Source organism: Solitalea canadensis DSM 3403, assembly GCF_000242635.2.
Classification (GTDB): Bacteria; Bacteroidota; Bacteroidia; order Sphingobacteriales; family Sphingobacteriaceae; genus Solitalea; species Solitalea canadensis.
On the sequence record NC_017770.1, the window covers coordinates 3647144 to 3659108 of the forward strand.

The 11965-nt window shown below is 40.6% G+C and carries 13 protein-coding genes; all 13 read left to right on the forward strand.

The window, feature by feature from the left end; genetic code table 11:
- The first annotated feature begins 40 nt into the window (after nucleotides 1-40).
- The 13 genes from SOLCA_RS15135 to nuoK all read left to right on the forward strand — a co-directional run bounded on the left by SOLCA_RS15135 (nucleotide 41) and on the right by nuoK (nucleotide 11951).
- Nucleotides 41-475 (forward strand): CBS domain-containing protein, encoded by a 435-nt coding sequence (locus tag SOLCA_RS15135; protein ID WP_014681336.1) that lies wholly within the window; start codon nucleotides 41-43, stop codon nucleotides 473-475.
- Nucleotides 476-614: 139 nt separating this feature from the next.
- Nucleotides 615-1085, forward strand: coding sequence for an NADH-quinone oxidoreductase subunit A (locus tag SOLCA_RS15140; protein ID WP_014681337.1), 471 nt, complete (start codon nucleotides 615-617; stop codon nucleotides 1083-1085).
- A gap of 56 nt (nucleotides 1086-1141) precedes the next feature.
- Nucleotides 1142-1780 carry an NADH-quinone oxidoreductase subunit NuoB gene (nuoB, locus tag SOLCA_RS15145; RefSeq protein WP_014681338.1) on the forward strand — a complete coding sequence of 213 codons (639 nt, stop codon included), beginning with the start codon at nucleotides 1142-1144 and terminating at the stop codon, nucleotides 1778-1780.
- Nucleotides 1781-1799: 19 nt separating this feature from the next.
- On the forward strand, nucleotides 1800-2240 hold the full coding sequence (locus SOLCA_RS15150) for a hypothetical protein (RefSeq protein ID WP_014681339.1): 441 nt from the start codon (nucleotides 1800-1802) through the stop codon (nucleotides 2238-2240).
- A gap of 37 nt (nucleotides 2241-2277) precedes the next feature.
- Complete coding sequence (locus tag SOLCA_RS15155) at nucleotides 2278-2601, forward strand: hypothetical protein (protein WP_014681340.1); 324 nt, start codon at nucleotides 2278-2280, stop codon at nucleotides 2599-2601.
- A gap of 14 nt (nucleotides 2602-2615) precedes the next feature.
- Nucleotides 2616-4364 carry an NADH-quinone oxidoreductase subunit C/D gene (gene nuoC / locus SOLCA_RS15160; RefSeq protein WP_014681341.1) on the forward strand — a complete coding sequence of 583 codons (1749 nt, stop codon included), beginning with the start codon at nucleotides 2616-2618 and terminating at the stop codon, nucleotides 4362-4364.
- A 121-nt stretch (nucleotides 4365-4485) separates the two neighbouring features.
- Entirely contained in the window at nucleotides 4486-5019 is a 534-nt protein-coding gene (gene nuoE, locus SOLCA_RS15165) for an NADH-quinone oxidoreductase subunit NuoE (protein ID WP_014681342.1), read from the forward strand.
- Nucleotides 5020-5116: 97 nt separating this feature from the next.
- Complete coding sequence (nuoF, locus tag SOLCA_RS15170) at nucleotides 5117-6388, forward strand: NADH-quinone oxidoreductase subunit NuoF (RefSeq protein ID WP_014681343.1); 1272 nt, start codon at nucleotides 5117-5119, stop codon at nucleotides 6386-6388.
- 319 nt (nucleotides 6389-6707) lie between these two features.
- On the forward strand, nucleotides 6708-9392 hold the full coding sequence (nuoG, locus tag SOLCA_RS15175; RefSeq protein WP_014681344.1) for an NADH-quinone oxidoreductase subunit NuoG: 2685 nt from the start codon (nucleotides 6708-6710) through the stop codon (nucleotides 9390-9392).
- Complete coding sequence (gene nuoH, locus SOLCA_RS15180; protein WP_014681345.1) at nucleotides 9389-10360, forward strand: NADH-quinone oxidoreductase subunit NuoH; 972 nt, start codon at nucleotides 9389-9391, stop codon at nucleotides 10358-10360. Before nuoG ends, nuoH begins: the two co-directional genes overlap by 4 nt.
- A gap of 133 nt (nucleotides 10361-10493) precedes the next feature.
- Complete coding sequence (nuoI, locus tag SOLCA_RS15185; protein WP_014681346.1) at nucleotides 10494-11009, forward strand: NADH-quinone oxidoreductase subunit NuoI; 516 nt, start codon at nucleotides 10494-10496, stop codon at nucleotides 11007-11009.
- An 82-nt stretch (nucleotides 11010-11091) separates the two neighbouring features.
- The gene (nuoJ, locus tag SOLCA_RS15190; RefSeq protein ID WP_042479931.1) at nucleotides 11092-11610 is read left to right on the forward strand and encodes an NADH-quinone oxidoreductase subunit J; all 519 of its coding nucleotides are present in this window, start codon (nucleotides 11092-11094) and stop codon (nucleotides 11608-11610) included.
- 2 nt (nucleotides 11611-11612) lie between these two features.
- Nucleotides 11613-11951: an NADH-quinone oxidoreductase subunit NuoK gene (gene nuoK / locus SOLCA_RS15195; RefSeq protein ID WP_014681348.1), complete on the forward strand. Its 339-nt coding sequence runs from the start codon at nucleotides 11613-11615 to the stop codon at nucleotides 11949-11951.
- Nucleotides 11952-11965 lie beyond the last annotated feature (14 nt).

Consider the following 11965-nt stretch of genomic DNA (forward strand, 5'->3'; position numbering starts at 1 on the left):
AGTCAATAAACCTTATTTACTTTCTCAATAACCAACCTTTATGGGAAAAGTTAGATCTATACTCCAGCTCAAAGGCAATGCGGTTTTTACCATCAGTCCTTCTCATACTGTTTATGATGCACTCGAACTTCTGGTTGAAAAAAACATTGGGGCATTAATGGTGGTAGACAACGAGAGGTTTGTGGGTATATTCACCGAACGTGATTATGCCAGGAAAGTAATTCTAAAAGGTCGGTCTTCCAAAGAAACTCTTATTGGAGAAATAATGACCTCCACCCCTGTTTCAGTTACTATTGATGATTCAATTGAACATTGCATGAAGCTGATGACCAATAAATTCATTAGGCATTTACCGGTGGTCGAAAATGATAAATTAGCTGGTTTGATTTCTATTGGCGACGTAGTGAAGTATATTATTGATGAACAAAAGTTCATTATAGAAAATCTTGAACATTATATATCCGGACAGAAATAAACCTTGAGCAATCGGGCCCTGTTCATATTTATCAATTTGTTAAGACCATTTCCAGGTTCAGGCAAATTAACTTTTATTCCGCATCCAGATTTTAACTGATGCGGTTTTTTAGAGTTCTATTCGCAAGGAGGCGAACTGCATGCAGAATTCAACACTTTCCATCGGTGTTTTATGGCCATTTATGGCTTATGCAGCTATTGTAGTTGTACTCGTTTCTGTTATTCTTCTGCTTTCTTACTTATTGGGCCAGCATCATAAAGAGCAGGCTACGGATCAACCCTATGAATCGGGTATTGAAGAAACCGGTTCTGCCCGCTTACGTTTTTCAGTTCAATTTTATTTAGTGGCGATGTTATTCGTCATTTTTGATGTAGAAACGATATTTATCGTTTTGTGGGCATTGCACTTTAAGGAATTAGGCTGGGTTGGCTATGCAGGAATAAGTCTATTCATAGGAGTACTGATAGCCGTATTAATTTATGAGTGGAGTATTGGCGCTCTCGACTTTGGACCAAGTGGAAAGAAAATATTGAAGGCATACAGGAAACAACAAAATGCGGCGAAAGAAGCACTGTATCAACAACTTTTCAATCAAAATAATCCAAGATAAGTAATATAAACTGGTGTAATCTAACTTTAAATCAGTATAATCCAAAAAACAAAAAAATGAAGTGGTGGCTAACACATGCTGACGATCCAACCGGAAAAGTTTCGGGTGAAAGTTCTATGATTGAAAGTATGGGACAAAGCATAATGCTAACCACTGTTCAGGATCTTGTAGCCTGGGGACGAAAAAACTCCATGTGGCCCTTTCACTTCGGACTCTCATGTTGTTTTGTTGAAATGGCCACAAGCATTACCAGTAAATATGATGTGGCAAGATTTGGGGCTGAAGTAATCAGGGGAACCCCGCGGGAAGCGGATGTTATGGTTATTGCCGGAACGGTTTTCATTAAAATGGCCCCGGTAATAAAACGATTGCATGAACAAATGATGGAACCTCGATGGGTAATTTCAATGGGATCGTGTGCAAATTCAGGAGGAATGTATGATATTTACAGTGTGGTTCAGGGTGTCGATAAATTTCTACCTGTCGATGTGTATGTTCCTGGTTGTCCTCCTCGTCCCGATGCATTTATGCAAGGCTTAATGCTTTTAAGCAACTCCGTTGGAAAAGAGCAACGTCCATTAAGTTGGGTAATAGGTGAACAAGGGGTCATTAAGCCTGAAAAAATATCAATGAAAGAACTCAAACGTGAAGAACGCGCTCAAATGGTAAACTTTCGTTCTCCGGATGAAATATAATGGTTAAATCAAAATTTTTATGCTAAGTATTCAGAAACACTATTTACGAAAAAACACCTTATTGAAATTCTGTTCGTTACTGCTTATATTTCTAAGCAGTTGCAGTCCTTTGATTGCGCCCTATAACGAACATATTTACCGTGAACTGGTCTCCCTGAAAGTTGAAACCACCACCCTTGTGGGCAAAAGCAATGAAGAATACAGCAAACATGTTACTGAAGTTGAGGATGTAGACAAAGACATGAATAAGCTGTATGAATACATGAAAGGACTTCCCAAAAACACCGAGTCAGCAAGCATGCTGAAAAAGATAATTGATGGCGATGGCATGTGGAGCGGGATTAAAAATCACTGGAAAACTAAAGGACAGTTGCAACCGGAGCTTGCTGGTGAACTCCAAAAAGCTATTGGAGAGGGATTTGATGAACTGATTGAGCTTGAATCAAAAAAACTAAAATAATCCATTTAACTAAACAATAACCAACATATAGCTCACTATGGCTGACTTTGAAAAGATATTTGATGAATTAAAAGAAGATGTAATAAATCTGGCAAAGCTCACTTTTAAAAACTTCAAAGATGATGCAGAGAAAGATATGAATGCATTTCTGGATTCGTCTAAAGAAAAACTACAACGCTGGACCTTACTATTATCGCAAAATAAAATAGATAAAGACGACTTTGAACTCTTAGCTAAAGGTTTAAAAGATATTGCAGAGTTGAAACTGATTAAACAAAAAGCATTGGCTAAAATTCGGGTGGACGAATTTAAAAATGCGCTAGTAAATCTTATTACCGATACTGTTTTCAAATTTTTGTAATGAAGTTATAACCCATGTATGCCCCCGAAAAGTTGGCACCCGAACTGACGCTGAAATTCGGCGAATCAGTTTTAACACCACAACAGACCGCTGATGATGTTGCCACTTTTTGGGTTCACTCAACCAAGGTTATAGAAGTATTAACCTACCTTAAAACAGGCTCTCCTGAACCTTTTCCAATGCTTTATGACTTGTTCGCGATCGACGAGCGCTCAAGAGCAAACCGAAATAATTACCCTTCCAAAGACTTTACTATAGTTTATCACCTTCTGTCATTTATACGCAATCAATTCATCCGCCTAAAGATTGCTCTGGACGGCGAATATCCTTCGGCTCCTACTCTTACCCATCTGTGGCCTTCAGCTGCCTGGTATGAGCGTGAAGTATATGATATGTTCGGAATTCGTTTTGACGGCCACCCCCATCTGCAACGGATACTTATGCCATTAACCTGGCAGGGCCATCCGCTCCGTAAAGAGCACCCTGCCAGGGCCACAGAAATGGGTCCGTTTAAACTTTGGGATGAAAAAGTGGATACTGAACAAGGGGCATTGCGTTTTAAACCTGAAGAATGGGGTTTAAAACGTCATAGTGAGGATGCTGATTTTATGTTTTTGAATATTGGCCCTCAGCACCCCGGAACTCATGGGGTATTACGCATTATTTTGCAGCTGGACGGAGAAGATATCATCGACGCAGTTCCTGATATTGGCTTTCATCATAGGGGTGCCGAGAAAATGGGTGAGCGACAATCGTGGCACACTTACATACCTTATACTGACCGTATTGATTATTTAGGCGGTGTAATGAACAATCTTGCGTACCTGCTTTCTGTTGAAAAACTGGCAGGCATTGAAGTTCCTGAACGTGTAAAGGTTATACGGGTGATGATGTGCGAATTCTTCCGAATTGCCAGTCATTTAGTTTGGTATGGAACCTTTGCGCAAGACATTGGCCAACTATCTCCTGTATTCTACATGTTTACTGACAGGGAAAAGATATTTGACATAGTTGAAGCTGTTTGTGGAGGAAGAATGCATCCGAACTGGTTCAGAATCGGTGGTGTTTCACAAGACTTGCCAAAAGGTTGGGATAAACTAGTTGCCGACTTCATCGCTTATTTCCCTAAGAGAGTAAAGGAATACCATAACATGGTAATGAAAAACAGCATTTTCAAAGCCAGAACTGTAGGAATAGGCATTTACACATTACAAGAAGCGATTGAATGGGGAGTTACAGGTCCTGGATTACGGGCTTGTGGCTTTGAATGGGATATGCGCAAAAAACAACCTTACTCAGGTTATGAAAACTTTGACTTCGAAATTCCTATCGCCCAAAATGGCGATTGCTATGATCGTGCAGTTGTTCGTGAACTTGAGATGTTGCAAAGTCTAAGAATTATTGAACAATGCTTAAAGCATATGCCTGAAGGCGCCTTCAAAGCGGATCATCCGCTTACTACACCTCCTCTGAAAAAATATACAATGCAAGACATCGAAACACTTATCAATCATTTCTTAAATGTTAGTTGGGGACCGGTTATTCCGACTGGAGAAGCGATGAGTTGTATCGAAGCCACAAAAGGAAATAATAGTTATTATATGGTGAGTGATGGAAACACATCGCCCTACCGCTCAAGAATAAGGACACCTTCTTTTCCGCATATGCAAATGTTGCCCTATATAAGCAAGGGGTACACGGTTGCCGATTTGCTTTCAATTTTAGGAAGCATGGATTATGTGTTGGCGGATATAGACAGGTGATCGCGTTAACCTGCTTAAGGAGGAGATATTGAAGGCACTAGCCATTTCCCCTCAAAGTGGTTTAGCTGTGTGTTTAATAGCATCTGTTATTGGCAGACTTATAACGAAAGACTAATTAATAATGGCCTTAGATATTCAAAATAATACAAGTAATGGTTCTCCTCCTTTGGAGGGGTTGGGAGATACTGAACGTCATGCTATTGATCATGAAATAAGCCTTGTTCCTTACAAAAAGGCGGCTTGCATTGAAGCGATGAAAATTGTGCAAAAACAGAGAGGTTGGATTTCTGATGATTCATTAAAAGCTATTGCAGATTATCTTGAAATGTCGACAGCAGAATTAGATAGTGTGGCTACTTTTTACAATTTGATTTTCAGGAAACCGGTTGGCGAGCACATTATTCTTCTTTGCGATAGCATTACCTGTTGGGTGATGGGTTATCAGTCGCTTTATACTGCTATAAGAAATAAACTGGGGATCAGTTTCGGAGAAACCACTTCGAATGGTCAGTTTACATTATTACCCAATGCGTGTTTGGGTTGCTGTGATCACGCCCCAGCTTTAATGATAGATAATGACTTATACAGAAATACAAAGGTGGAGGAATTGGAGGGGATTCTCGCAAGATATAGCGCACCAAAGCCCTCAGCTTAAGGAGTGGGAGTGCTTGACTGGATGAGAAATTAGCACTCTCTTATTCCCCTTTTGAGAGGGGTTATACATACGGGATTTTATTAAAATTCAGAAATCAATGGAAAGACCGCTTACTAAGAATATAAATCCTAACAGACCTCCTCTAAATCTAAAGGAATATGAGATGACTGGAGGGTATTTGGCTGTTAGAACGGTGATGAAAATGGAGCCCAAAGAGGTTACTGAATTGGTTAAGGAATCTAATTTAAAAGGCAGAGGAGGCGCGGGTTTCAGCACCGGGATGAAATGGAGTTTTGTACCGATGAATGAACATGCACCTCCTGTTAAATATTTGGTTGCTAATGCCGATGAGATGGAGCCCGGCACGTTCAAAGACAGAATGCTTTTAGAGGGGAACCCTCATCAATTAATCGAAGGGATGATAATTGCAGCTTATGCCATTCAGGCCTCAACCGCTTATGTATTTCTTCGGTTTGCCTATAAACAAGCTGCCGAATGCATTATTAAAGCAATTGAAGAAGCTTATGCTGCTAACTATTTGGGTGAGAATATTCAGGGTTCAGGATACTCGCTTCAAATGTATTTGCATACTGGCGTTGGAAGGTACATGTGTGGAGAAGAAACAGCTTTATTGAATGCATTGGAAGGAAAAAGGGCAACACCAAGGGCTAAACCTCCTTTTCCTCAAGTGAGTGGTTTATTTGGCAAACCCACTATTGTAAATAATGTTGAAACGCTTTGTAACCTTCCTCACATCATTAATAATGGGGCCGATTGGTACAAAAGTTTAAGCTATAGTGAAGATGGCGGAACTAAATTATACGGAGTAAGCGGACATGTTAATAAGCCTGGCTGTTGGGAATTGCCTATGGGTGTTACTATGCGGGAGTTAATTGAAGATTATGCCGGTGGTATGAAAGCTGGTTATAAATTCAGAGGTGTTTTACCTGGCGGTGCGTCTACTGACTTTTTGGTTGAGCAACATATGGATATTAAAATGGATTTTCGTTCAGTGGCAACAGCGGGTAGTCGCTTAGGAACAGGAACAATGATCGTTCTTGACGATCGAACTTGCCCTGTTGGTTTTGTCCACAACCTTGAATTATTTTTTTCACGCGAATCATGCGGTTGGTGCACACCTTGTCGCGAAGGACTACCTTGGATCGAAAAGATTTTATTATCCATCGAACGAGGAAACGGAAGCATAAATGACCTTGAAATACTTGATCAGCACACAAAACTATTGGGTCCGGGAAATACATTTTGCGCCTTAGCTCCCGGTGCTGTAGAACCGCTGCAAAGCGCTTTGAAATATTTCAGAGAGGATTTTGAACGGCATGTATATGAGAGGAAATGTCCGTACGGATAAGACCTCATCCCCGGCCCTTCTCCTTAAGAAGAAGGGAGCGCTCGGAGTGACTGGGAGCGTGCTCGGAGTGTCTTAATGGATATTAGAAAGTATAATAGATGATGATTAAATGGAATAATTAACAATAAGCACTGGCTCAAAAGTCCCTCTCCTTCAGGAGGAGGATTTAGGGTGAGGTAAAATGAAGGGAGCGCTCGGAGTGACGGGATGGATTTATTAGATAATGTAAAAGGATACTGATAATTAAATGGAATAATTAACAATTAGCAATGGCCCAAAAGTCCCTCTCCTTCAGGAGAGGGATTTAGGGTGAGGTAAAATGGCAACGCTCTACATTGATAATCGACCGTATGAAGTAAAAGAAGGTAAAAACCTTCTGGAGATCTGTTTGTCTTTAGGGATTGATCTTCCTTATTTCTGCTGGCATCCCGCAATGGGATCAGTTGGGGCTTGCCGTCAGTGTGCTATAAGGGTTTTTAAGGATGAAAATGATAGCAATGGCCGTTTAGCAATGGCCTGCATGGAGCCGGTTAATAATGAACTAAGAATTTCTGTTGATCATCCTACTGCCAAAGCATTCAGAAAACAACTCATCGAATGGTTGATGACCAATCACCCTCATGACTGTGCGGTCTGCGATGAAGGTGGTTCTTGTCATTTGCAGGACATGACGGTAATGACTGGACATAATTATCGCCGCTTCGAATTTCCTAAACGAACCTATACCAATCAATATTTAGGACCACTGATTAATCATGAAATGAACCGTTGCATTCAATGTTATCGTTGTGTTCGTTTCTATAAGGATTATGCGGGAGGTAATGATTTGGATGTTTTTGCAGCGCATAATCATGTTTATTTTGGAAGAGCCGAAGATGGCGTGTTGCAAAGTGAATTTAGTGGCAATCTTGCCGAAGTTTGTCCAACGGGTGTGTTTACTGACAAAACACTTAAGCAGCATTATACCCGAAAATGGGATTTTACTTTTGCGCCTTCCATTTGCCAACATTGCAGTTTAGGCTGTAATATTATTGCCGGAGAGCGATATGGAGAACTCCGTCAGATCACTTCGCGCTATAACAGCGAGGTAAATGGGTATTTTATGTGCGACCGTGGACGATTTGGTTATGAGGCTGCTAATAGTGATCAACGTATTCAACAAGCCGCTATAAAGACTCATCATTATCCTATCGATAAAAAAATACTCTTAGATCATATTTCAGAATTGCTTATCAAACATCAATTCATTGGAATCGGATCACCAAGGGCTTCTCTGGAATCCAATTATGCACTGATGAAACTGGTTGGAAAAGAGCACTTTTTCAACGGCATTTCAGAAACTGAGCATCAACTCAACACTACTGCTTTAGCACTTTTACAAAGTGGAGTAGCACATATTCCTTCATTAAAAGAGATCGAAGAATACGATGTGGTCTTGATTTTAGGTGAGGATATAATCAATTCAGCGCCAATGGCTGCATTATCAGTACGGCAAGCCATCCGTCAGGTTCCGATCGACACAGCACATAATGCGATCAATTTACCAGTATGGCATGATGCTGCATTAAGAGAATACATCCAAAATAAGCATAGCGCTCTTTTTATTGCCCATCCTTATGAAACTAAATTAGATGATATAGCAACGAAAACTCATTACCTAACACCAACAGAAATTGCTGCATTAGGATATGCGATTACCCAGCACATCAATAATGGTTCTCTTTCTGAACATTCATTTAACGAGGAGGCCTCGCTTATTGCCTCCGAACTCTTAAAGGCAGAACGCCCTTTAATTATTGCAGGAACCAGCCTAATGAATGAACCTACTCTGAAAGCAGCCGGAAACATTGCAATGGCGCTTACCAAGAATGGAAAAACGGCTGGGTTGTTTCTGATTATGCAAGAATGTAATTCACTTGGGCTAACAATGATGCAATCCACATCTCTTAATGAGGCTTTAGCTAAAACTAATGAAGAAGACTTTGCCGTTATCATTCTTGAGAATGATATCTATCGCCGTGTACCTGCTGAGCATATTGATTTGTTTTTAACGAAATGCTCAGAGGTAATAACCATTGATCATCAATATACCAAATTAGCCGAAAGTTCGACTGTTATCATTCCTTCCGGATTCTTTTCAGAAGCAGACGGAACGATCATAAATAATGAAGGAAGGGCTCAACGCTACTTCCAGGTGTTTACACCTGAAAATCCGATGATACGAGAAAGTTGGCGTTGGTTAACTGATATGTATTCGTTAAAAAACGGTATCGCCATCAATGATGCACTTTCTCTCAACGATCTGCAGCGTGAGTTAATTGAAAGTTTACCGCAATTCAAAGGTGTTGAAAAAACAGCTCCTGAAGATAGTTTTAGGGTAAATGGACAAAAAATTCCACGTGAACCACATCGCTATAGCGGCCGCACTGCAATGCAGGCCAATAAAAATGTGAGCGAACCTAAGCCTCCTGAAGATCTGGACTCTTCGCTTTCATTTACGATGGAAGGTTATCAGGGCATTCCACCATCTTCATTAACACCATTTTTCTGGTCGCCCGGATGGAATTCTGTTCAATCGATCAACAAATTTCAGATCGAGATTGGAGGTCCCTTGCATGACGGAGATCCCGGAGTACGGCTAATTGAACCCTCAATTAATACTTCGTCGTCATTCATTACCACTTCACCAGAAGAAGAGAAAAAGTCCAACGATTGGACGGTTGTTCCAATCCACCACATTTTCGGCTCGGAAGAGTTGAGCAATTTATCAGCACCAATAGCGGAACTAAGTCCGGCACCTTATGTGGCCCTGAATGAAACAGACCTTAAAGAACTTGGATTAAATACTACAGACAGACTGATTATCACGCTAAATAACAATGATTTCGAATTGCCGATTCAACTAAAATATGGATTGCCACCTAAAACAGTTGGCATCCCATATGGCTTAAAGGATTTTGCTATTAATCCTTTCCCTATCAATTGTATAGTTAGAAAAAAATGAACGAGACACTAACCTACTGGCTTATTATTGTCGGCGTACTTTTTAGTTTGCTTACGCTTGCCGCTTTATTAATATGGGTAGAGCGACGTATGCTTGCATTGTGGCAAGATCGTTTGGGGCCAAACCGCGCCGGGCCTTTGGGTTTATTTATTGTGGTTGCTGATTCACTAAAATTATTTTTCAAAGAAGACTGGATCCCTCCATTTGCAGACAAGCCTGTTTTTATCCTGGCTCCGGCGGTGGTAGTTATCAGTGTGCTGTTAAGTTTCAGCATCATTCCCTTTGCTCCAAATATTCAAATTGCAGATCTAAATATTGGTTTGTTGTTTTTTCTTGGAATGTCGTCTTTGGGTGTTTATAGCATTGTTTTAGGAGGCTGGGCTTCCAACAACAAATATTCATTATTGGGTGCTTTACGGGGAGCTTCACAAATGATTTCTTATGAAGTTTTCATGGGCTTATCCCTAATGGGGGTTGTGATGCTAACGGGTTCGTTTAGTTTGCAAGCCATAGTAGAGGCACAAAAAGATTATTGGTTTATTCTTTTGCAGCCTGTCGGTTTTGTCATCTTTTTTATTGCCGGAATTGCAGAAACACACCGATTGCCATTTGATATACCAGAGGCTGAAAGCGAGTTGGTTGCAGGATTTCACTCTGAATACTCAGGCATGAAATTCGGTATGTTCTTTATTGGAGAGTATTTGGGAGTCACCTTAATATCGGCCATGACAGTAACCTTATTTTTCGGCGGGTGGCTGGGGCCTTCATTCCTTCCGCCTTTGGTTTGGTTCGTTTTAAAAACGTTTGGGTTTATCTTATTCTTCGTGTTGCTAAGAGCTTCATTACCACGACCACGATACGATCAGCTAATGGAATTCGGATGGAAAACGCTTTTACCAATTACATTATTGAATTTATTGATTACTGGGGCTGTGGCTTTATACCTCACCCCTAGCCCCTCTCCTTAAGGAGAGGGGGACACAGACAGTGCAGTACAATAGCGTACTCAAATTATGTAAAATAGAATCATTTTTTAAGTACTGTCTTCTCACCCTTCTCCTTTAGGAGAAGGGTAATAAGCATTAATTAACAAGAGGTAACATGCTAAGTATTATTCGAAGTATATGGCTAACCTTTTTGCATTTGTTCAGGAAAACGGAAACAATTGAATACCCTGAGCAAAAGGCTCCATTATATCCGCGGTGGAGGGGCCGCATTGTACTTACACGAGATCCAGATGGTGGTGAACGTTGTGTCGGGTGTTACTTATGTGCAGCGGCCTGCCCTGTTGATTGTATTGCCTTGCAGGCAACTGAGAATGACGAGGGCCGTCGTTATCCGGAGTTCTTCAGAATAAACTTTTCGAGGTGTATTTTCTGTGGATATTGTGAAGAAGCTTGTCCGACTTACGCCATTCAGCTTATTCCCGATTTTGAAATGGCGGAATATTCACGTCAGAATTTGGTTTACGAGAAAGAGGATCTATTGATAAACAGTGAGGGCAAATATCCTGGTTATAATTATTACAAAGTGGCAGGGTTAGATGCGGGTGTAAAAGGGAAAGGAGAAGGTGACAATGAGGAACCTCCGATTGATATCCGGAGTTTATTACCATAATATATTAAACCGTAAAGTCGCGATGAAGCAAAGAAGAATAAACTTAGCAACTCTGTGCCTTGGCGGTAAAAAACGACACACCATGGCTATACTATTTTACATAGCATCATTAGTCGCCATTCTGGCAACATTACTGGTAATCACCAGGAAGCACCCGGTTCATGCACTGCTCTATCTTGTGGTGTCATTTCTGTCCGTATCTATAATTTTCTACCAACTTGGAGCTCCATTTATTGCTGTGTTAGAAATCATTGTTTATGCAGGTGCAATTGTAGTATTCTTCATTTTTGTGGTGATGATGCTGAATTTAGGAATTGAAACAAAAATGAAAGAAAGCGAATGGCTCCGCCCTCAAACATGGTTCGGACCAACAGTTTTATCAGGAATACTTCTAATTGAATTGATTTACATGGTTGGTATTGCTAAAAATGAAGTGTTAGCAATTACCGAAATCGGTCCAACGCAGGTTGCTGCATCATTGTTTGGACCTTACTTAATAGGAGTGGAATTGGCTGCAATGCTTTTAATGGCGGGTGTTGTTGGAGCAGCCCATATTGGTCAGCATAAACGAAAACATTGGCATCGATTTTTAAAGGAATAATTATGATAAGTACTGTTGAAATCAATCATGTTTTGCTTCTTGCTGCTATCTTGTTTGGGCTGGGGGCCATCGGTGTTGTGATAAGACGGAACGTATTATTCATGCTTATTTCTGTAGAAGTTATGCTCAATGCTGCAGGACTAGCATTTATCACAGCTGGAGCCAAATGGGTACAAGCAGATGGACAGGTAATGTTCCTTTTCATCCTAACAATGGCAGCAGCGGAAGTTTCGATCGGACTTGCACTCATCATGCAAATCTATCATCAACATAAAACCTTAGATATAGATGAACTCGCCAACTTGAAAACAAAAGTATTTGACAATGAGAAAATCACATAGCATAAACGACGGAT